Origin of the sequence: Mycobacterium sp. MFM001 (assembly GCF_003402475.1) — a bacterium.
Taxonomy (GTDB): domain Bacteria; phylum Actinomycetota; class Actinomycetes; order Mycobacteriales; family Mycobacteriaceae; genus Mycobacterium.
Window position 1 is genome coordinate 350,429 of sequence record NZ_BFAB01000001.1, and the last position, 22,552, is coordinate 372,980.

Sequence of the window (22,552 nt, forward strand, 5' to 3'; positions counted from 1 at the left end):
TCACTTCTCCCTTGCTCACACCGGATCGAACTGCGAGATGAGCCATCGATCGTGGACTTTGTCCAGAGCTATCCGCACACTGGAGGTCGTCTGGGTGGGCGCATCGTTGCCGATCGTGGTGGTCTGATTGATGAAAACTAAGACCACAGCGTGGTTTTGGGCCGCAGACACCGAAGCCGCGGCCGGCACTGTGGCGACAGCCGAAATGTGCTGCTGCTTGGCGCCGGGCGTAACGACGTCATTGATCAGCTGTGCGTACTGTTGACGGAATCCGCCCGTCAGCCGGTCGGCCGCTCCCGCAAGATCGTGTTCGACGGTGTCCGCACGGTAGGACAGGATCGCGATGGTGCTGTCCGTGGCGGCTTTTACCGACTGCTCGGCCGCTGCCTGTGATTCGCGCGCCGAGCCGTCGAGCCACTTCAGATAGCCGTCTCCCAGCGCGAGGAGCAACGCCAGGCCGGGCAGCACCCCGTAGGCCGCCAGGCGAGTGGTCTGGCCGCTCATGGCACGAACTCCACATTGGAGACCTTGGCGCCGTCACCCGTTTGCTCGACACTGACCCGCAGCCGCCATCTGCGCGGTTCTTGTTCCGGCGCAGCGGCAGTCGAGGTCTTCACCGACACCGCAACCAGCACCTGCGCCTGGTCATCGGCTTCGGATAACAGTCCAGCCTCGGAGACGGTACCCTCCGATTTCGACTGCACATTTTTGACCACGTCGATGAACGGCTGCGATCTCTTCTGGAAGTCATCCCGGAAGGTGCCGGTCGCCGATTCCAGGATCCGCCGGATGTCCGCGTCGACGTTGGCGTAGTCGATCGTGGTGAGGTTGACCGCAGCCTGCCGAGCGACCTGCACGTAAAGGCTGCGGTGCCCTCGCGACTCGCGGTCCTGGTACGTGCGGTACCCCAGCCAGCCGCCCACCCCGGCCAAGGCCGTGACGATGACAAGACCCACCGTGGTCACCGCGCGGATGCCCGAAAGATCCGGCAGCGCAGGGCGCTCCGCTGGTTCGGTTATCTGCTCGGCGGTAGCAACATGCTCTGCCATGTCTTACCTTTCGTGCTGTCGGCCAGGTCGGACTGGGTGGAGGGCCGCCCGTCCGGACCCACGTAGCGCCCGGTCGCCGGGTCGTAGGGGACAACTGCGGCCGGCGGGTACTGCGGCACGCCCTGGCCGCTGAGCGTCGCATTGGGATCGCCCTTCCAGTTGAGGCCATCGTTGAGCGGGACGTATTCCTCGTCGCTTTCACACAGCTCGACTGTCGGGGCGCGCTTGCCGGGCTTGCCTTCGCACGGGATGTTGCGCACGCCACGGACATTCATGTCGGAGTCCTGCGGGATACGGCAATACAACTCGCCGGCGGGCCGATCGGGGTAGTCCTGCATCGACGGCACGCGCTGCTGCTGGACCGGCAGGAAACCGGTGTTGCACGGTGGCGGCAGGTTGAGGTTCAGGTTGAAGTCGAGATAGACGCCTTTGTAATCCTGCTTGCTGTCGGAGTCCGGCAACGCGATCGCCGACATCACCGCGGTTCCCTGCGGGAAGAGCACCAGTAGCTGCTCGAGATCGTTACGGTAGGTCACCGCGATGTCACCGAGGCTCACCAGGTTGGCCAGCAGCACCGGCAGCGCGGGAGCGAGCCGATCGAACATCGCCGTGCCTTCGCGCAGCGCCGGACCCCCGACGTGCAGTAGGTCCGCGAAGGCTGCATCCTGCGCTTTGAGCTGACCGGTGATCGAGTTCATCCGTTGCGCCCAGGTCGCGATCGAATCCGACGTCCGCACTTGGGAATCGAGCACCGGCGGGGACTGGTCGATCAACGAGGCGAGCGGTGCAGTGGTCTTGGCACCGTCGATCGCCAGTGCCGTCGATCCGTCCACGAGGCGCGACAGTTCCGGCCCCAGACCCGCGACGGCCTTGGCGCTCTCGTCGACAACCGTGTGCAGATTGTCTTGCGGGATCGCCTGCAGCGCCCTGTTGGTCGCGTCGAGCAGGAAACCGATGTCGACGGGAACCTGCACCTTGCCGGCCGGGATCACATCGCCGTCGCGCAGTTTGGCGCCCGCGCCGTCGTGCGGTGTCAGCTCGAGGAACTGCTCGCCGACGGCCGAGCGGCTGTGTACGGCGGCGGTCGCGTTGGCCGGAATCGCGATACCCGAGTCCAGCGTCAAAACAGCGCGAACGCCGTTGCGAGTCACGTCGATCGACTTGACGCTGCCGACTTCGCTGCCGCGGTAGTTCACCACCGACGTCGGGTACAGACCGCCGGACGCGGGCAGCTCGACCGTCACCGTGTATCGGCCGATCCCCAGCAGCGCCGGCACTTTCACGAAGCCGAACGCCATCACGCCGACAGCGACGAGGGTGACCGCCGCGAGAATCGCCAACTGCGTCCAGATCCGGCGAGACAACCGCAGCACGCTAGTACCCGCCGAAGTGGTAGGGCACAATCAACGGATTGGCCGCGGTGTACGGGCTCGGCATCTGGCCGATCGTGCGGCCCCACTGCAGTTCGAGTTCGGTGAGGTTGCCTTCCCACCTCGTCCCGGTGAAGAAGCCGCTGTCGATTCGGCTCAAGGTCAGATCGATGACCAGCGTGATGTTGGCGAAGTCGCCGCGAAACCAGTTGGCCACGTTGCTTTTCACCCACGGGTACGTCGACAGGAAGTCCAGGCCCTTGGTCAGGGCGGGCCCGGCGTTGGCCAGTTCCCGCAACGCCGGCGCGACGTTGCGCAGGTTGTTTGCCAGCGATTCCTTGGTTTGGCCGATTGTCGAGGCGGCGACGGCGCTGAACTTGCCCACCGCATCGATGGCGTCGGCCAACTTGTTTCGCGAATCCGACAGCACGGCCAGCGCCTGCGGGATCGTGGTGAGCGCCTTGTCGACGGTCTTGTCTTTCGCGGCGACCTGTCCGGCCAACGAGTTGAGACTCTCGGTGGCCGCGATGATGTCGTCGGTCTGGGCATGCAACTCCCCGATGAAGGTGTCCAGCTGGTTGAGCAGGCTGCGCATGTCGCTTTCCCGGCCCGCCAACGCCGTGGCAAACGCCTGGTTGATTTCCTGCAGATGCCCCAGCCCGCCGCCGTTGAGCAGAATCGACACCGACGCAAGTGTCTGCTCGGTGGTCGGGTAGGTGGCGGCTCTGGCGAGCGGAATCACCGAGCCGTTCTTGAGTTCGCCCTGCGGTTGCTCGTCGGTCGGCGGGGCCAATTCGATGTGCATGGACCCCAGCAGGCTGGTCTGCCCGACCTTGGCGGTGCTGTTGGCTGGCAGATGGACATCGCCGTTGATACGCATGGTCACCAGCGCATGCCAGTCCTGTACCTCGATCTTGGTGACGTTGCCGACGTTGACGTCGGCGACACGGACCCGGGTGTTCGGCTGGATGACAACGACATCGGGCAATTGCGCCTGGATGACGTAGGAGCCCTTGCCGGTGCCTTCGGTTCCGGGCAGCCGCAGTGAATTGAGGCCTCGCCACTGGCAGCCGGTTGACGCCGACAGGCACGAAACGAGAAGCGCCGCAGCCACTATGCGTCTCATGGCGAGCCGTCCGGTGGCGCGGGCGGGGGCAGCATCAGCCCCGCAAGTCCTTGGCTGGGGTCGACGGACTGAGCGGCGTGCGGGTTGAGCCAGTCTTCGCTGTAGGTGATCTCGTTCGGGCGTGCCGATGCGCCCACGAATGGGTTGAGGCCGACCGGCGGGAAGTTGTACTGGCGGTTCTTGATGATCGGAGCCAGGTACTGCACACACAGCTTTGCCGATTGCTTTGCGCCGATTCGGGCCGCGGACTCGATAGCGCCGCAGAGGAATTGGACGGTATCAGCGAAGTTGACCGGGGCCAGAATGCCCGTGACTGCGCTCTGCGCGGGCTGGTAGATGTTCATGAAGTTCTGGAACACCGTCGGCGCGATATGCAGGGTCTGCTTGATGTCACCTCGGCTGTCGTTCATCGCGGTGGTGATCGCGTTGAGGTGGTCGAAGGTGGTGCCGAGCGCTTCCCGGTTCTCGGCGACGAAGCCACGCAGGTCGTTCACCGCGTCGTCCACGCCCTTCATCGCCTGGGCCCACTCGTTGGGGGTATCGGACAACACGGTCGTGATGTCGGCGAGGTTGTTGTTGAACGCGGCCAGCAGATCGCTGCTCGACGACAGCGCGGATACCAGCAACTGCAGGTTGCGTACCGTGCTGAAGATGTCGGTGCTGTGGTCGCCGAGCGCCGAAACCGCCTGGGAGAGCTTGATGACCGTGTCGCGTGCGGTGTCGCCCTCGCCGCGCAGGTTGGCCGCTGTGGTGTCGATGAATTTGCCCAGCGCGCTGGGTCCGCCGGGAGTGGTGGGCTGCAAGGAGTCGGTCAGCTTCTCCAGTTGCTTGCGCAGGTCGTCCCACTCGACGGGAACCGCGGTGCGCTCTTGCGGAATGGTCGCGCCGTCGGCGAGCTTCGGGCCGCCGGAGTAGGCGGGGACGAGTTGGATTGCGCGCGCGGTAACCAACGACGGCGATAGGATCGCCGCCCGGGCATCGCCGGGAACCGGGTAGTGCGCGTCGACCGTGAAGGTGACCTTGGCCGCGTCGGGCTGGGGGTCGATGTGCTCCACCGTTCCGACGGCGACCCCGAGAATCCGGACTTCGTCGCCGGTGTAGAGGCCGTTGGTGTTGGCGAAGTAGGCGACATAGGTGTTTCTGCTGATGTGCTTCCACCATGGGGTGGCGACGGTGGTGATCCCGATCCCGAGGGTCAGCACCAAGCTGAGCGCCGTCGCAATCCGCACGGCGCGTGGATGTTTCGCGAGCACGGTCACTGCCCTCCGCTCGCCGGCGGACCCGGCGGCGGCCCACCGGGCGGGGGCGCGGGTGCCGGTTCCCGGTAGGGGTAGCGAGGATCGCCCGGATTGCCCGTGATTGCGTCGGGCAGCGTCCGGTTGGGCTCGCCGCCTTGTCCGGTCCGCGGATAGGGCAACGGCAGCGGCGGTGTGCCGGGCTGCCCGGTGGGCGGGTCGACCAGTTGGGACGGCAGTAGCACGTTGGGGTCAAGTCCCAGATCGGAGAACGCGGCGTCGACGAACGGCTGGGCGAACTGGCCGGGCACCAGGTTGACCAATGAGGCTTTGAAGAACGGGCCGGACCCCAGCACCTCCCCGAACGACATCGCGTATCGGCGAAGTAGATACAACGTGCGCTGGAGTTCCTGCTTGCGGTTGTCCAGGATTCCCAGCACGCCGTTGAGCTTGTCGAGGGCCGGCTTGAGTTGCTTGCGGTTGTCGGCGACCAGACCGGAGATCTGCCGGGACGCGGCGGTCAGGTTGGTTATCAACGCGTCGACCGAATTACGTTGCGAAAGTAGCTCGGCCAGTAGTGCATTGGCGTTGGCGACGAGGCCGGCGATCTGGTCGCTGCGCTTGCCCAGCACCGCGGTGACTTTGTTCGCATCGCCGAGCAGGTTGCGTAGCTGCGCATCGCGGGTGTCGAGGGTGTCGGAGAATCGCGCCACCCCCTCCAGCGCGACCTTCAGGTCGGGTGGGGTGTCCTTGAACGTGTCGGCCAGAGTGGTGAGCGCCGAGGACAGCTTCGTGGTGTCCAAAGCGCTGATGGTGCTTGTCAGATCGCCCAGCGCCGTGGGCAGGTCGTAGGGAGAGTGGGTTCGCTCGATCGGGATGACACCGGTGAGCTTGCCGTCCCCGCGAGGGGTCAGTTCGAGCATCTTGGTGCCGAGCACGGTCTCGGTTTTGATTGCCGCCTCGGTCCGCTCTCCCAGCGCGACACCCCTGCTGACCGAAAAGGTCACCAGTACCTTCGCCCCATCCAAGGTGACGCCGGAAACCTTGCCGACCGACAGGCCCGACACCCGAACGTCGCTGCCGGTCTTGATCCCGCCGGCCTCGGAGAAGTAGGCGGAGTAGTCGGTGCTGCCGTTGACGAACGGAATCCTGTTGTAGGAAAAGACCGCAACTACCAGCGCGACCACGGCGAGTATCCCGACCACACCCACGGTGATCCGGTTGCGTTCGGCAAGCGGTTTGACATGGAGGCGCTTCATTTCGGCGTGCACCGCCCCGTCACTTGGCTCACCAGCTTGACGAACACAGGCTGGCCGTTCTTTCCGTTGACTTTCAGAATTGCGTCGCAGAGGTAGAAGCCGAAGTAGTCGCCGTAGAGTCCGTTGCGGGCGAGCACCTGATAGGCGTCGGGGAGGGTCTTGACCAGGTCGTCGACGTAGTCGTGATCCGCCTCGATTTGCCCTGCGACACGGTCGGTTTGCACGACGGTGTCTTTGATCGGTTGGCGAGCGACGGTCAACAGGTCGGCAACCGAGGCCGCCGCGGCATTGATGTAGGCGACCCCCTTGGTGATATCGGTCTTGCGCGCCGCCAGCGCCTCGACGAGCTGTGAGAGCTTGTCCAATCCCGTGGAGAACTGATCGTCGCGGGCGGCGAAGGTGTGCAGGACGGTGTTGAGGTTGGCGATCACCTCGCCGATGAGCTTGTCGCGGTCGGCCAGCGTGGTGGTCAGCGCGGAGGTCTGGGCAAGCACCGACGAGATGGTGCCGCCCTGTCCCTGGAACACCCGGAGCAGTTGACCTGACAGCGCGTTGACCTGGTCGGGGTCCAAGGCGCGAAACAGCGGCCGGAAACCTCCGATGAGTGCGTCGACGTCGAGTGCCGGGGATGTCCGGGTCAGCGGAATCGTCTGGCCGGGCCGCAACTTTCGCGTCGGGCCAGGCCCGTCTTCGAGCGACAGGTAACGGTCACCGATGAGGTTTTCGTAGCGCACCGACGCCTTCGTGCCTTCGGTGAGGGTCAGCCCTTTGTCGACGGCGAAGTCGACGGTGACGGTGCCGTCCTTGTGCAACGTTAGGTCCTTGACCTTTCCCACTTCGACGCCGGCGATGCGGACGAAGTTTCCGCCTTTGAGGCCCGACACGTTCGTGAACACCGCGCTGTAGGAGGCCCGTTGGTCGAACCGGAACTGACCGAACACCGTGACCAGCACGAAGGTGAAGGCGAGGCAGACAACGGTGAACAGCACCACGCGCGTCACGGCGCGAAAGCTGATGCCTCTCATAGCTGTTCCCTGCTCATTCGGTGGTCACGGTGACGGTGGGTTGTCCGGCGCGCCGTACGGCGGCGCTCCGGGGTAGGGCGGCAACGGGCCCGGCGCAGGGCCGCCGGGGTAGCGGATCCGCGGCGGTTCGGGCGTGCCCTTGGTGACGGGGAAGTAGTTGGCGATGCCCGGGAACCCGATACCGGGATTGGGCCGGATATCCAGACCGGTGCCGAAACCAGTGTCGGTGACCAGGTACTTGACCGGGAAGTTCTTGCTGACGTCCGGAAGGGAGCCGCAACTGGGTTTGCCGCCGGGGCCGCCCTTGGCCTGCACGACCGGCAGGTTGTCGGGATAGCGGTAGGGATCGTCGCCGAACAGCAGCGCGGCATCCATGATGACGGATTTGCCGTTGCCTCCCAGAGCGTCTCGGCCGCCGTGCTCCAAGAACCATTGAGCACCCTGAAACAAGCAGGTGTAGGTCGGCGAGTACTTCATCAGAAGGTCGGTGGTGGGCAGCAGGATATTGACCGCGCCGACCAGGTTCTGCTGGTTTTTGCCGATCGTGTTGATACCCGATTGGGCGAATCCGATTGCGGAGAGCAGCAACTCGTCGAGTTCCTTGGCATCTGCGGTGATTGTTGCGCTGGTCGCCGAAAACGAATCGAGAACCGAGAGGATGTCTTGCGCCGCATCCGAATACACGTGAGCGGTCTTGCCGAACAACTGCCAGTCTTGGCGAACCGTCGGCATTCTCGGGTTCACGGTGAGCAGCACCTGGTTGGCGCCGGTGATCGCCTGCCCGATGCGATCACCCTTGCCGCGCACTCCGTCGGCCACTGCCGAGAGCACTGCATTCAGCTTCGCGGGGTCGATGGCGTGGACGATGGCCTGGAGGTTCTCGAATACGGTGTTGACCTCGACGGTCACGTTGCGTGAGTGCAGCACGGCGCCCGGCGCCAACGGCCGGGGGCTGGCGCCTGCAGACGGAACGACGAGGTCGACGTATTTGGCGCCGAACGCGGTGCTCGACTTGATCTCTGCCTGGACATTGCTTGGCAGGTAGTCGAACTCGCGCGGAGAGATCTTGAGTCTCAACTTCGACAAGTTGACGCCGGACGAATCGGCGTAGGCATCAACCGAGGTGACTTCGCCGATCTGGACGCCGCGCAATTTCACCTTGGCGCCGTCCTCCATGACCAGACCGGCGCGGTCCGAAACCACTGTGAGCGCAACGGTTTTCCGCGGCGTTCCAGAGAACGCCATACCTGTCAGCACGCTCACTGCCGCGATCACCAGAAGCAGCACCGGTGCCCACCAGATCGGATCGATCTCCCCACGTCGAAGTGTGTTGTTCATCGCCGTCACCCCGACAGATGAAAGTTGCCGGACTGTCCGTATACCGACAGCGTGATGGTCAGCAGAATGAACACCCCGGCGGTGATGGAGGTACGCACCGCACGCCCGACCGCCTCTCCCACGCCGGCCGGGCCGCCGGTGGCGGTGTAGCCGTAGTAGGTGTGCACCGACATCACGGCCGCTGCCATCGCGAGCGCCTCGGTGAAGGACCACAGCAGGTCCGTCGGGTGCAGAAACGACGAAAAGTAGTGGTCGTAAACGCCTCTCGACTGGCCGTAGATGATCGTCGTGCCGAATCGGGTGGCCAGAAACGACATCAGCACCGCGACGGTGTAGATCGGGATGACCGCCAATATTCCGGCCACGATGCGGGTGGACGCCAGGTAGGTGATCGGCCGGATGGCCATCGACTCGAGCGCGTCGATCTCCTCGTTGATGCGCATGGCCCCGAGTTGCGCGGTGGCGCCGGCGCCGATGGTGGCCGCGAGCGCCACGCCCGCCGTGGCCGGTGCGATGAAGCGGACGTTGAGAAACGCCCCGAGGAAACCGGTGAGGGCTTCGATCCCGACGTTGGACAGTGTGTTGTAGCCCTGCACGGCGATCAGCGCGCCGGTGGTCAGTGTCAGAAAGCCGACGATGACCACCGTGCCGCCGATGACAGCCAGGGCCCCGGTACCCATCCCCATGACGGCGATCAACCGCAGCACCTCGGCGGGATAGCGCCGGACCGCGTCGGCGGTGGACCTAAGGGCGTTGCCGTAAAAGGCTGTCTGCGCACCAAGGCTGCGCGTCGAGTCGACCACTCGAGTCAGGACGGGGCTGGTCACGGCGCCACCTTCACGCCGAACGCGGTGGCCAGGATGTTGATCAGGAACAGGGCCATGAACGCGAAGACCACGGTTTCGTTGACGGCGTTGCCGACAGCGGTCGGTCCGCCACCGACCGAAAGCCCCTTGTAGCAGGCGATCAGGCCGGCGGAAAGTCCGAAAAGCAGTGCCTTGACCAGCGATACGATCACCTGCGGTAGGCCGGTGAGCAGCGTCATCCCCGCGACGAACGCCCCCGGTGTGACGTGCTGGATGAACACCACGAAGAAGTAGCTTCCGGACAGGCCCACCACCGCGACCACCGAATAGAGCATCAGCGCAACGAATGTCGCGGCGATCACCCGGGGTACCACCAGAGCTTGGATCGGGTTGACGCCGATCACCTTCATCGCGTCGATCTCCTCGCGAATCGTCCGGGCGCCGAGATCGGCGCACATCGCGGTGGAGCCGGCGCCCGAGACGACGATGGCGGTGACGACCGGGCCGACCTGGGTGACCGAGGCGAGCGCGGCACCGGCGCCGGACAGATCGCCGGCCCCGACCTCGATCAGCACGATGTTCAACGTGAAGACGATCAGAACGGTGTACGGGATCGACAGCACAAGGGTGGGGATGATCGACACCCTCGCCACGAACCAGATCTGATCGATCAGCTCGCGCAAGGCGAAGGGCCGCCGGAATGTGGCGGCGGCGGTTTCGCCGGCCAGCACGACGAAATCGCCCATTGCGACTGCGGGCTTCGACCAATCGACCTTTGACGCGGCCGGTAGCGCGAGGAGTGCGGGCACCGGTTTACCCCGTCCGCCCATAGGCATGCTCGCGCGGCACCGAGGCCATGCGTTGACCGCGCACAGAAATCACGCGGGAAATCTATGGGTAAGGCGCTTGTTCGCCAGAGGGTTGGAATCAACCAGAACAAATGTGGCAGAAATCCGGGCGTTGACCAGGGCATTTTGCCCATCCGACACATAGGGTCACACGAGCGTGACGAGCGCGGCCTGAATGGCATTACCGCCGTATCCGAGACAAGTCGAACGCCATAATTTGATCCGACAGTAGGAACTCTGCGGAGAGGAAGTGCAGACATTCCCGATTCGATGTCCGCCCGGACGATCCGCCTCGTCGACGACCCCGAGTTGCTTGTCAATCGCGCAGCGGGCGGCGTCAATGCGTGAGCTACGGCTCGACGTCAGCGAAGCGGTCGGCGAAACAGCGTCGCTGGCCGCGAGCTACTACCCCGCCGGCACGCCGCATCCGACCGTGCTGGTGTGCCTGCCCGGTGGAACGTACAACCGCGGCTACTGGCACCTGGATGTGCCCGGCCGATCCGGCTACAGCTTCGCCGAATACGCGTCGCAGCGTGGCTACTCGGTGGTGGCGATCGACCCGCTCGGCACGGGTGACAGCAGCAGACCATTGCGCGACGTCACGTTGGCGGATATCGCCGCGGCGCTCGCCTGCGCCGTGGCCGGTCTGCGGGAAATCACCGGCAGCACAGAGCGTCCCGTCGCGCTGGCGCATTCGCTGGGCGGATACCTCGCGATACTGCAACAAACCGCGGCGGCCAGTTACGCGGCGCTGGCCATCCTCGGTTGCACCAACCAACACGTCGCACCGCTGAACCTCGATCCCGAATTCATCGCCGCGGCGTCCACCCCGCATGGCCGCGCGGCACTGATCGACCAGTTTGCCGCCGTGCTCCCCGAGCCGTACATGGAAACCTCGCGGGACTGGCTGCAGGGCTGGTTTCATCTCGACGACGTCCCGCCGGACGTGGTGCAGGCCGACAACCTGACGACGATATCCGTTGCGCCACGGTGTTTTTGCGCGGCGGCGATTCCGGGCGTGACCGCCGACGAGGCGGCTTTGGTGGACGTGCCGGTTTTCCTGGGCTACGGAGAGGTGGACGTGTCGCCCGATCCGCACAGCGAAGCGCGGTTCTATCGCGGCAGTCCCGACGTCACGACGTTCGTCGTTCCGGGAAGCGCACACTGTCACAACATGGCCTCGACCCGCCGCTTGTTGTGGCAGCGGTTGCTCGACTGGACGGGGCGGTTACCCTGAACCATGGCAACGACTCGACGGCGGGGCTTCAACGAAGCCGTCACGCGGTTCTGGAGTTTCGCAGCACCCGCCTACAACCTTCCGGTTCTGCAGCGCTGGGTTTACCGTCCGCCGCAGGACGAGGTGATCGCGCAGCTACGCGCCCACGGATCTCGCCGTATTGTTGACGTCGCCTGTGGCACAGGAGTTTTGGCCGACCGCATTCAGCGCGAGCTGGAGCCGGATGAGGTCTACGGGGTGGACATGTCCGACGGGATGCTCGCTCAGGCGCGGGCCCGCTCGGACCGGGTGCAGTGGCGCAAGGGGCCGGCTGAGCACCTGCCCTTCGACGACGGCGCGCTCGATGCGGTCGTGACGACCTCGGCGTTTCATTTCTTCGACCAGCCGGCTGCCGTGCGTGAGTTTCACCGCGTGCTGGCTCCCGGCGGCCTGGCCGTCGTCGTTGCGCTCAGCGCGCGACAACCGCTGCTGCAGGCACCGGTGGCCAGCCGGTGGAAACCGGCGCACCACGCCTCGCAGGCAGAAATACGGGCGATATTCGAGGACGCCGGTTTCACCGTCACCGATCAACACCGCGTCCCCCGGCCCGCGTGGATCACGTTCATCTCGGATCTGGTTACCGCCGGGACGAAGTCATGAGCACGGTCGAGCGCTATCTGACCTGCCTGGCTGCGCATGATTGGGACGGCTTGGCCGCCACCATCTCTGACGAAAGCCTGCACAGGGAGGGCCCGTTCTGCGACGTCGTCGAAGGCAAGCAGCCCTACGTCGCCTACCTGCGCGACGTCGTCGCGCCGTTAAAGGGCCACCGGCTGGCGGTGACACGGATCTCGCAGGTGTCCGACCGGGCTTCGTATGTGGAGCTGATCGAGGGCTTCGAGGTCGACGACGCGCGAGTCGAGTACCCCGAGTGCATCCGCTTCGAGCAGGGCGACGACGGCCTGATCAACCACGTGAGCGTGTTCATCAAGCAGCCGGGCGGAGCTCGGCGATCGCAGTCAGCGTCTGAGGGCTGAGTGCAATCACGAGACCAACGGCGATAAGAGCCAACCCGATTCCGAACCGCAGCGCCCTGCGTTGAGGCCAGGCTTTTTCCGCCACGCTGACGACGCTGATCACCGCCATCCAGCTGACACTCATCACCCCGACCACGAGAAGGACTGACATCAACGCCCACGACGAGCCCACGCACCGGACACCGTGGGACAGGCCCGCGCCGAACGCATCTGCGGTGCCCAGTTGGCCACGGCCACAGTCGTTTCCAAACATTAGGTGCTTGTAGCGAGTGAACTGGTATGCGCCGGCCAGAGCTACGGCCACGCCGCCGATGCGGCTGAGCCAGGGGTTCGGGTGACCGACTTCGTTCAGAGCCGTCAATGCCGCGAAGGCGATGGCAGCCGTCGGCAACCACACGGCGAGATATCCGGAGGCCACGGCTGTGCCTGTCAGCGGATGCGTATGGCCGCTCCTGGCTATCAGCGGGATGATGCCCGGCAGCATCATCGCGGCCATCATCACGATCCACATGCCCGCGAAGCGGACCGGGCCGGTGTCGAACGGCATCCCGCTGCCCGCATGGGCGAGGCCGTCGACCATTCCCGGCATCCGTCGCGCCTCGTTGACCGTCAGCCACCAGGCCAGCGCGACGACAACCGCCAGCAGGACCGTCCCGGCGACCCGAATGGCCGGATGTACAGCCGCCCGCGGAACGCTCTGGCTCATGCGCTGTTTGTAGGCGATCATGCGGTCGGGCGGTATTCGCGACACGCGGCGGCATGCCGTCGAGTCGGTAAGCGCTCAGCGCAGCGACGTTGCTGCGGTCACCCATGTCCTGTAGTCGTGGACTATTCGTGGAAGGTGCTGGGTAAAGCGCCCGAGACGCCCCAAGAAACCATCGAAGGGTAGAGGAATGAAGGTTCCCGGTGTGGCCACCGTGGTAGGTGGCCTGACCGACGGAGCAGTGCAGGTGTTGCGCGCCGGGGTACAAAGTGCGGCCGGGGCCGCGGGGGCCGTGCAAACGCTCACCGGGCCGGCTTTGCGGACAGTCAGTGAATCGACCGGCCGGATAATCGGCGTCGACAACGGCTCCCCCGACCACGACGGGCCGCCGGTGCGCTGGCAAAGCGGGCGGCGGGTGCATCTGGACCTTGACCCGCTGCTGCCCTTTCCCCGCTGGTACGAGCATGCGGCGGTGGTGGAGGAGCCGGTTCGCAGGATTGCCGGCGTGGCCGCCGCCCATGTCGAGGGCGCGCTGGGCCGGCTGGTGGTCGAACTCGACGACGACCTAAACGGTGCAGACGACGACAGTGTCTTGGAGGCCGTGCGTGACACGGTCGCTGCGGTGGCCGCCGACTTGGCCCCGGCAACATCGGAAGCCGCGCCACGGACCGCGCCTTTCGCCGACCCGGGTAACCCGCTGGCCTTCGTGGTGCCGCTGACCGCTGCGGCGATGGACGTCGTGGCAATCGGTGCCGCGGTCACCGGCTGGGTTGTCCGGCTGCCCGCCGCACCGCGAACCACCCGCGCCGCGGCCGCGATCCTCAGCAATCAGCCCCGGGTGGTGTCGTTTCTCGAGTCGCGGCTCGGCCGGGTCGGCACCGATATTGCGCTCAGCGCCTCCACCGCGGCGGCGAACGGGCTGACTCAGGCGGTCGGCACACCACTGCTGGACCTTGCGCAACGTGCCCTGCAGATCTCGGAGGCGGTGGCGCACCGCGACAGATGGCGGCACCGGGAGCCGGAGCTCGCCTCGCCCAACCGGCCGCAAGCTCCCGTCGTGCCCGTGATCTCCTCCGCCGGACCCGGGTCGCACACACCGCGACACAGCTGGGCGGCCGCGGACGCCGGGGAGGCGTCACACGTCGTCGTCGACGGCGCCATCGACGCCGCGATCGACACCGAGAAGGGGTCGATGGCCGGACCGGTGGAGGAGTACTCGGCTCAGGCCGCCAACGGTTCGCTGGTCGCCGCGGCAGGTGCGTTGCTCGGCGGCGGGGGCACCGAGGACGCCGCCGGGGCGATCCTGGCCGGTGTGCCCAAGGCCGCGCACATGGGCCGACAGACATTCGCGGCCGTCCTGGGCCGCGGGCTGGCGAACGACGGGCACATGGTCCTCGACCCGGGCGCGCTGCGCCGCCTGGACCGGCTCAAAGTGATCCTGATCGACGGCGCGGCGCTGCGCGGCGATGCCCGGGCGGTCCTGCATGCGCGCGGGGACGCCACCGGCTGGGACGACGACCGGGTCTACGAGGTGGCCGACGCCCTGCTGCACGCCGAACAGCCGCCGGAGCCCGACCCCGACGAACTGCCGGCCACCGGGGCCCGACTGCGCTGGGTCAAGGCGCAGGGCCCGTCGGCGGCGCCCGCACAGGGCCTCGAACGCGCCGACCTCATCGTCGACGGCGAATGCGTCGGCAGCGTCGACGTGGGCTGGGAGGTCGACCCGTACGCGATCGCGCTGCTGCAGACCGCGCACCGCACCGGTGCCCGGGTAGTGCTGCGGCATGTCGCCGGCACGCAGGACCTGGCCGCCAGCGTGGCGGAGAGCCATCCCGCCGGGACGCCGCTGCTGAAGTTGGTGCGCGAGCTGCGTTCCGATCGCGGACCGGTGCTGCTGATCACCGCGTTGCACCGCGACTTCGCGTCGACCGACACGTTGGCGGCGTTGGCCGTCGCCGACGTCGGGGTGGCGCTCGACGATCCACAGGCGGCCACGCCGTGGACCGCCGACATCATCACCGGCACCGACCTCGCGGCGGCCGTGCGCATCCTGTCGGCCCTGCCCGCGGCCCGGCGGGCCAGCGAATCCGCGGTGCGCCTCGCCCAGGGCGGCAGCACACTGGCGGGGCTGCTGCTGGTCACCGGCGACTCGCGTCCGACCAGCCCGCTGGCCGTGCGGCGCTGGCTCAACCCGGTCAACGCCGCCGCCGCGACCGCCCTGGTGTCCGGAGCCTTCTCGGCGACCAAGGTGATGCGGCTGCCCGATCCCACTCCGCAACCGCTGACCGCGTGGCATGCGCTGGACCCGGAGATCGTCTATGCGCGGCTGGCGCGCGGGGCGCGACCGTTGGCGGTCGAGCCCGGGATGGCGCCGTGGCGGCGATTCCTCGAAGACCTGTCCTACAACCCGCTGGTGTCGCCGCTACGCAGACCGGCGGCCCAGGTGATGCGGCTGGCCGCCGCGACGCGTGCCGAACTCGCCGACCCCCTGACGCCGATCCTGGCCGTCGGAGCGGCGGCGTCGGCGATCGTCGGCAGCAACATCGACGCCCTTCTGGTCACCGGCGTGATGACCGCCAACGCGATCACCGGCGGTGTGCAACGGCTGCGGGCCGACGCCGCGGCCGCCGAACTCTTCGCCGAACAGGACCAGCTCGCGCGCCGCGTCGTCGTCCCGGCCGTCGCGACCACACGGCGCCGGCTGGAGGCGGCCCGGCACACCGAGCGCACGGTCACGGTCGCCGCGAGTTCCCTGCGGCCGGGTGACGTCATCGACCTGGCCGCCCCGGACGTGGTGCCCGCGGATGCGCGGCTGCTGGTCGCCGAAGACCTCGAGGTCGACGAGTCCTTGCTCACCGGCGAATCGCTGCCGGTGGACAAGCAGGTCGAGCCCGTAGCCGCCGCCGATACCGAACGCGCCAGCATGCTGTTCGAGGGCAGCACGATCGTCGCGGGGCACGCCCGGGCCATCGTCGTGGCGACCGGCGCGGCCACCGCGGCGCAGCGCGCGATTTCCGCCGTCGCCGACGTCGAGTCGTCGGCCGGGATCCAGGCCCGTCTGCGCGAGCTGACCAGCAAGGTCCTTCCGCTCACACTCGCCGGCGGTGCCGCGGTGAGTGGTTTGGCGTTGCTACGCCAGGCGTCGCTGCGTCAGGCGGTCGCCGACGGCGTCGCCATTGCGGTGGCGGCGGTCCCCGAGGGCCTGCCGCTGGTGGCGACGCTGGCCCAGCTCGCTGCCGCGCGACGGCTGTCGGCGCGCGGGGTGCTGGTCCGCGCTCCGCGCACCGTGGAGGCGCTGGGTCGCGTCGACACCGTGTGCTTCGACAAGACCGGCACGCTCACCGAGAACCGGCTGCGCGTCGTGCGGGCCGTGCCGGGCGCCACCAGCCCGCAGGGTCCGTTCCCCGCCCCGGCCGATCCGGGCGCCGTCGACGTGCTGCGGGCCGCCGCCCGCGCGTCCACTCAGCCGCAGAACGGACAGGGACACGCCCACGCCACCGACGAGGCCATCCTTACCGCGGCCAATGACCTTGACAGTTCGGATTGGTCGTTACTCGCGGAGGTCCCGTTCGAGTCCAGCCGCGGCTTCGCCGCCGCGATCGGCACCACCGGAGCCGAGCCATTGCTGATGCTCAAGGGGGCGCCCGAGGTCGTGTTGCCGCGCTGCCGGTTCGCCGATCCGCAGGCCGACCTCGATCATGCGGAATCCTTGGTGCACAGCCTGGCCGAGCAGGGCCTGCGGGTGCTGGCGGTGGCGCAGCGCAGCTGGGAGCACGGCACGTCCGACGACGACACCGACGCCGACGCCGTCGACGCCGCCGCGCACGACCTCGAATTGCTCGGCTATGTCGGCTTGGCGGACACCGCGCGGCCCTCGGCACGGCCGCTGGTCGAAGCGCTGCTGGACGCCGAGCGCAAAGTCGTGCTGATCACCGGCGACCACCCGGTGACCGCGCGGGCGATCGCCCACCAATTGGGTCTACCGTCCGACGCGCGGGTGGTCACCGGCGCCGAATTCGCCGGCCTCGACGAAGACGCCTGCACCAAACTGGCCGCCGACGTCCAGGTGTTCGCGCGAGTCAGCCCCGAGCAGAAGGTGCAGATCGTCGCGGCGCTGCAGCGCTGTGGACGGGTCACCGCGATGGTCGGCGACGGCGCCAACGACGCGGCCGCGATCCGGATGGCCGACGTCGGGATCGGGGTCAGTGGTCGGGGTTCGTCGGCCGCCCGCGGCTCCGCCGACTTGGTGCTGACCGAGGACGATCTGGGCGTGCTGCTCGACGCCCTGGTCGAGGGCCGCGGGATGTGGGCCGGGGTGCGTGATGCGGTGACGATGCTGGTCGGCGGCAACGTCGGCGAAGTGCTTTTCACAATCATCGGGACGGCGTTCGGCGTAGGCCGGGCACCGGTGGGGACGCGTCAACTGCTGTTGGTGAACCTGCTGACCGACATGTTCCCGGCGCTGGCGGTGGCCGTCACGCCGCAATACCCGCAACCCGAAGAGGCAGACGACCAGGATGCGGACGCGGCGCGATGGGCGTATCAGCGCGCGATACTGACCGACCCGGCGCCGTCGCTCGACGTGCCGCTGATGCGCCAGATCATCAGCCGCGGCGCGGTCACGGCCGCCGGCGCGACTGCGGCCTGGGCCATCGGACGCTGGACACCGGGCACTGAAAGGCGCACGGCGACAATGGGACTGACGGCTCTGGTCAGTACGCAACTGGCGCAGACGCTGCTCGCCCGTCGGCACAGCCCGCTGGTGGTGGCCACGGCGCTGGGCAGCGCGGCTGTGCTGGTGGGCATCGTCCAGACGCCGGGCATCAGCCACTTCTTCGGCTGCACACCGCTGGGTCCGGTGGCGTGGACCGGCGTGATCGGCTCCACCGCGGCGGCCACCGTCGTCTCGATCGTGGCCCCCAACTGGCTGATCAAGACAACCAGCGACGAAACACCGGCCGTGCCCGACGATGCGCCGCGGCTACACCTCGTCGAGTAGTCACTGTCCGCGCAGTGCGCTGCCTTGCCGCCACTGATCCCACGGAAGGGTCCAGTCGCCGTTCTGGGACAGCTGTAGCGGCGGACCGCCGGTGTTGCGCACTTCCACGACATCGCCGGGCTGGGAGAAGTCGAAGAACCATTTTGCGTTCTCGCCGTTGAGATTCAGGCATCCGTGCGACGTGTCGACGCTGCCCTGCGCCCACACGGTGTCGTCGAGCTGGTGCAAATAGATGCCGTCGGTGCTGATCCGGACCGCGTAGTGGATGGTCTCGCGGTAGCCGAGGCGAGAGTTCTTGGGCAGCCCGAAGGTTGACGAATCCATGATCACCGGGTTGCCCTTGTCCAAGACGGTGTAGGTGCCCGGCGGGGTCCAGAACGACAGAGTGCGGCCGTTGATCTGCTCGGTCCCGCCCATCCCCATCGATGTGGGCATGGTGCGCACCAGCCGGCCGTTGTCGAACACGCTGACTTGTTTGGTTGTGTCGTCCGCGACGGAAATGTGCGCGTCGCCGATCGTGAACGAGACCTTGGTGTCTTCTTGCCCGAAAAGCCCTTTGCCCAACTCAATTCCGTAGATTTTGGCCTCGGCGGTTACCTTGGTGCCCGGCGTGTAATAGCGCTCGGGACGCCAGTGGGCGTTTTGGTCGTCGACCCAATACCACGAACCCTGCACCGGCGGCGTGGTCGTCACGACCAACTGGCGCTCGGCGGTGGCCCGATCGCTGATCTGCTCGTCGAAGTGCGCCGCGATCACGATCCCGACGCCGTACGTGCCGCCATCCTGTAACGCTGCGTCGGACGGACTGCGGAACGTCACCTTGGTTTGGTTGCGCGGCATCAGGGTTGAGAATTTCGACACCTGAGTCGCCGGAACTCCGCCCTCTCCGCGACTGGCGACGGTGATGGTGTAGGTGCGCCCGTATCCGAGCGGCTCCACCGGATGCCAGTACACGTGGTCGGGCGTGACGACGCCCTGCACATGCTTGCCGTTGTCGTTGACCATCTGCACATCGGTCAGCGTCCCGGACTCGGCGCTCACCGACACGGGTTCCAGCGGGTCGACGTTGCGGGCATCGGGTGCCGGCTTGATCGTCACCTTCGCGGGTGCATGCAGTGCCGCGGCGTCCGGCGGGTGTGTTTTGTCGCCACTGCCGCACGCTGCCAGAAAGATGCTCAGCGCCGCGACGAGAAGAGTCACCAACACGCGGAGGTTCATGTCGGTAAGTCGTTTCGTAGGACCTTGCCGGCGGGATTGCGCGGAATGGCCTCGACGACGCTGATGTCCCTCGGCTGCTCGAAGCGAGACACCTTGTCCTTCAAGTACTCCCGTAGCGCTGCCTCGTCGAGGCCACTGCCCGCCTTCGCTACCACGAACGCTGCCAGTCGTTGACCGAACTTTTCGTCGGGGACGCCGACGACTGCGATGTCGGTGATGTCGGGATGCTCGGCGAGAGCGTTCTCCACCGCGCGAGGATAGACGTTCTCGCCTCCCGACACGATCATGTCGTCTGCGCGGCCGACGATGAACAACCGGCCCGATTCGTCGAAGTAACCCATGTCGCCGGTGCCGGTCATGTTGTCGACGACGGACGTGGCGGCGCCGCCGGTGTAGCCCTCGAACGTCAATTCGCCGCCGACGAAGACCCGTCCGGTGACATGCGGGGCGACTGGCTTGTCGTCGTCGTCGAGGACCCGCACCCGGCAGCCCAGCGACGGTCGTCCGACGGTCTCGGGGTTGTCGCGCAGATCGGCCGGGGTTGCCAAGGCGCCGATACCGACTTCGGTTGAGCCGTAACCGTTGTAGAGGATGTCGCCGTAAGTGTCCGCGAACCGTCGCACCAGGCCGGGTTCCAGCCGCGCGCCGCTGGAGAGCACAACCCGCAGCGAGGGCACCGGATTTCGGGCCCGCACCGCCTGGGGTAGCTCGAGGATGCGCGTCAGCATCACCGGCACTACCGTCAACGCGTCCGCGCGATGCAGCGACGCCTGCGCCAGCGTCGCCTCGGCGTCGAAACGGCGATGGGTGAGTATCGTGCCGCCCAAGGCCACGGTGAGAATCGTCATGCCCAGGCCCAAACCGTGAAACATGGGTACTGCTACCGCAATTCGGGAGCCGGCCCGCAGGCCGGTGCGTTCGAGGATTGTCACGCCGACGCCCACCACTCCGGGATTGATCCGCGGCGCCCGCGGCACGCCTTTGGGCTTGCCCGTCGTGCCTGAGGTGAGCAGCACGATGCGCCCGCCCGGCCCCACCCTGGGTCGTGAATCCGGCTTTGTGGTTGCGGCCGCGTCGACGGCGGTGACCGACCCGTCGGCGGTCTGCACCCGCTCAGTGAATTCGCTGTCGCAGACCACGGTTTCGATCTGATGTGCGCTCAGCGCGGCGCCCAGCGCGTCGGCACTGAATTCGGTATTGACCAGCACGACGTCGGCGCCGACCAAGGCGACGGCGAACACTGCCTCGACGAAGCGGTGTCCGTTGCGGCACATGACCCCGACCGCCTGGCCGGGCTGAACGCCCCGGCGCTGCAACTCGCGGGCCAACGCCTCGGTGTTCGACTGCATTTCGCGGTAGCTGACGGCGCCGTCGTCGTCGATCACCGCGGTCCGGTTCGGCCATCGCGCAGCCGTAACCGCCAGCAGCGTGAACGTGTTCATCCCGCCACGACGCACCTCGTTCAAGACGCGGGCCAGCGCAGCCGGGCCGGGCGGGCTGAGCAGTCGAGACCGCAACAGGGCGCGCGCCGCGGCGGCGGCCACCCCGATGGCCGTCATCGCGGGCCTCGATCGGAGTCGACGACGTTGCGGTACCAGAGGCGCGCCGCCCGATCGATCGGGCCTGCCAACACCACCGAGGCGACTTCGGCGGGCCACGTCCACGCCGGGGCGATGGTGCGCGGCCGTTCGACGATCGCTTTGGCGACCACGTCGGCGGCCTGGTGCGGATCCAGTCCCGGCACCCTGCGCAAGAACGGCGTCGGCTCGATCATCCGGGTGCGAACTATCGCGAAGTAGATCGACGTGACGTCGATGCCGTCGACGCGCAATTCCGGTGCGACACTGCGTAACCAGCGGTCGAACGCACCTTTGGACGCCTGGTAGGCGCCCCACTGCGGGGCCGGCGGAACGCGGACACCGACACTGGAAACGTTGACGATGTGCCCGCCACGGTTCTGGCGCATCGCGGGTAGCACCCCGAGCAGCAGCCGAATCGGACCCAGGTAGTTGACCGCGATGGTGCGCTGGAAATCGTGCGGCCGGTCGTACTGGTGGCACAGCGAGCGGCGCAACGACTTGCCGGCGTTGCTCACCACGACGTCGATCGGGCCGTGCTCGTCGCTGATCCGTGTCGCCAACGTGCTGACGGCGGTTTCGTCGCTCAGATCCGTTGGGTAGGCGAACGCCTGTCCGCCGCCCGCGGTGACCGATGCGACGAGGTCGTCGAGCCGGTCGGCCGAGCGGGCCACCGCGAGCACCGTCGCTTGCGCGGCGGCCAACGCGCGGGCGGTGGCCTCGCCGACTCCGTACGACGCTCCGGTCACCAGCACGGTCTTGCCCGCGACGGCGCGCCGCAACCTGTCCGGATCCGTGATGCGCGCCGGGTTGGCCAGTTTGTCGATCGTCTTAGCTGCCACGTTCATCGGCCCGCTGTTCGACGAATCGATGCACCGCCGCGGCGATCTCCTCCGGGCAGTCCTCTTGCAGAAAATGCTTGGCGGGCAACAAGGTTACCTGCGCAGTGCCGGTGGCCAGCTGGGCCTGCACGCCGTGGCGGCGCCAACTGAGCATCCGGTCTCGCATCCCCCAGACGATCTGGACGGGATACGGCACGTTACGCAGCGCCGCCAAATAGCGACGCTGAGCTTCGGCGTTGAGTTCGAAGCCCCGCATGATCTTCAGGAACGCCCGACCGCCGTCGTCGCCGAACAATAGTGGCTTCCAGCAAGAGATTTCGGCGAGCGGCACGTTGCGGCTGACCCCGACCATCCGCATGATCGCCTCGAACGCGCCCGGGACGCGCATCGACTGCAGCCAGGCCTCGCCGAGGCCCCGATGCGCGAACGGCTCCATGGGCCAGGGTCGATGGAACGTTTCGACCGCGATGATCGTGTTGAGTAAGGTCATCGACAGCACGCGGTCCGGAACCGCGTGTGCCACCTCGAATCCCACCGGCCCGCCGATGTCGTGCAGCACCAGGTGGAATCGCTCCAGTTCGAGCGCATCGAGCGCCGAGAGCAGCCAGTGGCCCAGTCCGCTCCAGCTGTAGTCGAAATCCTTCGGCCGCTCGGCCAGGCCGAGCCCCGGCAAGTCGACGGCGATGCCGCGCAGAGCCCGTCGCGCCAGCGCGGGAACCACCTTGCGGTACAGGTACGCCGACGCGGGTACCCCGTGCACGCACACCACCGGCGGCGCATCGCGCGGGCCGTCGTCGAGCACGAACGACGAGATGCCGTCCGCGGTGAACGATCGTCCGGAAGCCCGGTACTCCTCGAGCAGCCGTGACACCGAACTCATGCTCAAAGTCTGACAGAGATTCGC

General features: G+C 67.1%; 19 protein-coding genes. 4 read left to right on the top strand and 15 right to left on the bottom strand.

Features of this window, described 5'->3' with window-relative positions:
- Nucleotides 1–15: 15 nt before the first annotated feature.
- The 10 genes from MFM001_RS01720 to MFM001_RS01765 are packed head-to-tail and all read right to left on the bottom strand — an operon-like array spanning nucleotide 16 to nucleotide 9,954.
- Entirely contained in the window at nucleotides 16–504 is a 489-nt protein-coding gene (locus MFM001_RS01720; RefSeq protein ID WP_116372924.1) for a hypothetical protein, read from the bottom strand.
- The gene (locus MFM001_RS01725; RefSeq protein ID WP_116372926.1) at nucleotides 501–1,049 is read right to left on the bottom strand and encodes a mammalian cell entry protein; all 549 of its coding nucleotides are present in this window, start codon (nucleotides 1,047–1,049) and stop codon (nucleotides 501–503) included. The genes MFM001_RS01720 and MFM001_RS01725 overlap by 4 nt, the downstream gene beginning before the upstream one ends.
- Nucleotides 1,016–2,422, bottom strand: a complete 1,407-nt coding sequence (locus MFM001_RS01730) for an MCE family protein (RefSeq protein WP_116372928.1) — start codon at nucleotides 2,420–2,422, stop codon at nucleotides 1,016–1,018. The genes MFM001_RS01725 and MFM001_RS01730 overlap by 34 nt, the downstream gene beginning before the upstream one ends.
- A gap of 1 nt (nucleotide 2,423) precedes the next feature.
- Nucleotides 2,424–3,545, bottom strand: a complete 1,122-nt coding sequence (locus tag MFM001_RS01735; protein WP_116372930.1) for an MCE family protein — start codon at nucleotides 3,543–3,545, stop codon at nucleotides 2,424–2,426.
- Nucleotides 3,542–4,804 (bottom strand): MCE family protein, encoded by a 1,263-nt coding sequence (locus tag MFM001_RS01740; protein WP_371685017.1) that lies wholly within the window; start codon nucleotides 4,802–4,804, stop codon nucleotides 3,542–3,544. The genes MFM001_RS01735 and MFM001_RS01740 overlap by 4 nt, the downstream gene beginning before the upstream one ends.
- Entirely contained in the window at nucleotides 4,801–6,039 is a 1,239-nt protein-coding gene (locus MFM001_RS01745) for an MCE family protein (protein ID WP_116373563.1), read from the bottom strand. The genes MFM001_RS01740 and MFM001_RS01745 overlap by 4 nt, the downstream gene beginning before the upstream one ends.
- Entirely contained in the window at nucleotides 6,036–7,064 is a 1,029-nt protein-coding gene (locus MFM001_RS01750; RefSeq protein ID WP_116372932.1) for an MCE family protein, read from the bottom strand. The genes MFM001_RS01745 and MFM001_RS01750 overlap by 4 nt, the downstream gene beginning before the upstream one ends.
- A gap of 24 nt (nucleotides 7,065–7,088) precedes the next feature.
- Entirely contained in the window at nucleotides 7,089–8,402 is a 1,314-nt protein-coding gene (locus tag MFM001_RS01755) for an MCE family protein (protein WP_116373565.1), read from the bottom strand.
- A gap of 5 nt (nucleotides 8,403–8,407) precedes the next feature.
- Nucleotides 8,408–9,229 carry an ABC transporter permease gene (locus MFM001_RS01760; protein WP_238158844.1) on the bottom strand — a complete coding sequence of 274 codons (822 nt, stop codon included), beginning with the start codon at nucleotides 9,227–9,229 and terminating at the stop codon, nucleotides 8,408–8,410.
- Entirely contained in the window at nucleotides 9,226–9,954 is a 729-nt protein-coding gene (locus MFM001_RS01765; RefSeq protein WP_116372934.1) for an ABC transporter permease, read from the bottom strand. Before MFM001_RS01765 ends, MFM001_RS01760 begins: the two co-directional genes overlap by 4 nt.
- A gap of 442 nt (nucleotides 9,955–10,396) precedes the next feature.
- Here MFM001_RS01765 and MFM001_RS01770 point away from each other — a divergent pair, with 442 nt between their 5' ends.
- Genes MFM001_RS01770 through MFM001_RS01780 form a run of 3 tightly spaced genes read left to right on the top strand, consistent with a single transcriptional unit; the run spans nucleotide 10,397 to nucleotide 12,309 of the window.
- Complete coding sequence (locus MFM001_RS01770; RefSeq protein ID WP_116372936.1) at nucleotides 10,397–11,293, top strand: alpha/beta hydrolase; 897 nt, start codon at nucleotides 10,397–10,399, stop codon at nucleotides 11,291–11,293.
- 3 nt (nucleotides 11,294–11,296) lie between these two features.
- Nucleotides 11,297–11,932, top strand: a complete 636-nt coding sequence (locus tag MFM001_RS01775) for a class I SAM-dependent methyltransferase (RefSeq protein ID WP_116372938.1) — start codon at nucleotides 11,297–11,299, stop codon at nucleotides 11,930–11,932.
- Entirely contained in the window at nucleotides 11,929–12,309 is a 381-nt protein-coding gene (locus MFM001_RS01780) for a nuclear transport factor 2 family protein (RefSeq protein ID WP_116372940.1), read from the top strand. The genes MFM001_RS01775 and MFM001_RS01780 overlap by 4 nt, the downstream gene beginning before the upstream one ends.
- Here the strand turns inward: MFM001_RS01780 and MFM001_RS01785 are convergent.
- Nucleotides 12,260–13,015, bottom strand: coding sequence for a DUF2182 domain-containing protein (locus tag MFM001_RS01785; protein WP_160117983.1), 756 nt, complete (start codon nucleotides 13,013–13,015; stop codon nucleotides 12,260–12,262). The genes MFM001_RS01780 and MFM001_RS01785 overlap by 50 nt on opposite strands.
- A gap of 187 nt (nucleotides 13,016–13,202) precedes the next feature.
- Between MFM001_RS01785 and MFM001_RS01790 the strand changes: the two genes are divergently transcribed.
- Complete coding sequence (locus tag MFM001_RS01790) at nucleotides 13,203–18,011, top strand: cation-translocating P-type ATPase (protein WP_116372945.1); 4,809 nt, start codon at nucleotides 13,203–13,205, stop codon at nucleotides 18,009–18,011.
- On the opposite strand, the gene MFM001_RS01795 is transcribed toward MFM001_RS01790, so the two are convergent.
- From MFM001_RS01795 to MFM001_RS01810, 4 genes are read right to left on the bottom strand one after another with little or no spacing between them, the layout of a single operon-like run.
- On the bottom strand, nucleotides 18,012–19,229 hold the full coding sequence (locus MFM001_RS01795; protein ID WP_116372947.1) for an Ig-like domain-containing protein: 1,218 nt from the start codon (nucleotides 19,227–19,229) through the stop codon (nucleotides 18,012–18,014).
- Nucleotides 19,226–20,788, bottom strand: a complete 1,563-nt coding sequence (locus MFM001_RS01800; RefSeq protein ID WP_116372949.1) for an AMP-binding protein — start codon at nucleotides 20,786–20,788, stop codon at nucleotides 19,226–19,228. The genes MFM001_RS01795 and MFM001_RS01800 overlap by 4 nt, the downstream gene beginning before the upstream one ends.
- The gene (locus tag MFM001_RS01805) at nucleotides 20,785–21,654 is read right to left on the bottom strand and encodes an SDR family NAD(P)-dependent oxidoreductase (RefSeq protein ID WP_116372951.1); all 870 of its coding nucleotides are present in this window, start codon (nucleotides 21,652–21,654) and stop codon (nucleotides 20,785–20,787) included. Before MFM001_RS01805 ends, MFM001_RS01800 begins: the two co-directional genes overlap by 4 nt.
- Nucleotides 21,638–22,528 (bottom strand): alpha/beta fold hydrolase, encoded by an 891-nt coding sequence (locus tag MFM001_RS01810; RefSeq protein ID WP_238158847.1) that lies wholly within the window; start codon nucleotides 22,526–22,528, stop codon nucleotides 21,638–21,640. The genes MFM001_RS01805 and MFM001_RS01810 overlap by 17 nt, the downstream gene beginning before the upstream one ends.
- Nucleotides 22,529–22,552 lie beyond the last annotated feature (24 nt).

Bases quoted from the DNA above. Each gene is read 5' to 3' on its own strand.
- MFM001_RS01720 (WP_116372924.1), bottom strand. From the start codon at position 504: ATGAGCGGCCAGACCACTCGCCTGGCGGCCTACGGGGTGCTGCCCGGC.
- MFM001_RS01725 (WP_116372926.1), bottom strand. From the start codon at position 1,049: ATGGCAGAGCATGTTGCTACCGCCGAGCAGATAACCGAACCAGCGGAG.
- MFM001_RS01735 (WP_116372930.1), bottom strand. From the start codon at position 3,545: ATGAGACGCATAGTGGCTGCGGCGCTTCTCGTTTCGTGCCTGTCGGCG.
- MFM001_RS01745 (WP_116373563.1), bottom strand. From the start codon at position 6,039: ATGAAGCGCCTCCATGTCAAACCGCTTGCCGAACGCAACCGGATCACC.
- MFM001_RS01750 (WP_116372932.1), bottom strand. From the start codon at position 7,064: ATGAGAGGCATCAGCTTTCGCGCCGTGACGCGCGTGGTGCTGTTCACC.
- MFM001_RS01755 (WP_116373565.1), bottom strand. From the start codon at position 8,402: ATGAACAACACACTTCGACGTGGGGAGATCGATCCGATCTGGTGGGCA.
- MFM001_RS01765 (WP_116372934.1), bottom strand. From the start codon at position 9,954: ATGGGCGATTTCGTCGTGCTGGCCGGCGAAACCGCCGCCGCCACATTC.
- MFM001_RS01770 (WP_116372936.1), top strand. From the start codon at position 10,397: ATGCGTGAGCTACGGCTCGACGTCAGCGAAGCGGTCGGCGAAACAGCG.
- MFM001_RS01775 (WP_116372938.1), top strand. From the start codon at position 11,297: ATGGCAACGACTCGACGGCGGGGCTTCAACGAAGCCGTCACGCGGTTC.
- MFM001_RS01780 (WP_116372940.1), top strand. From the start codon at position 11,929: ATGAGCACGGTCGAGCGCTATCTGACCTGCCTGGCTGCGCATGATTGG.
- MFM001_RS01785 (WP_160117983.1), bottom strand. From the start codon at position 13,015: ATGAGCCAGAGCGTTCCGCGGGCGGCTGTACATCCGGCCATTCGGGTC.
- MFM001_RS01790 (WP_116372945.1), top strand. From the start codon at position 13,203: ATGAAGGTTCCCGGTGTGGCCACCGTGGTAGGTGGCCTGACCGACGGA.
- MFM001_RS01795 (WP_116372947.1), bottom strand. From the start codon at position 19,229: ATGAACCTCCGCGTGTTGGTGACTCTTCTCGTCGCGGCGCTGAGCATC.
- MFM001_RS01800 (WP_116372949.1), bottom strand. From the start codon at position 20,788: ATGACGGCCATCGGGGTGGCCGCCGCCGCGGCGCGCGCCCTGTTGCGG.
- MFM001_RS01805 (WP_116372951.1), bottom strand. From the start codon at position 21,654: ATGAACGTGGCAGCTAAGACGATCGACAAACTGGCCAACCCGGCGCGC.
- MFM001_RS01810 (WP_238158847.1), bottom strand. From the start codon at position 22,528: ATGAGTTCGGTGTCACGGCTGCTCGAGGAGTACCGGGCTTCCGGACGA.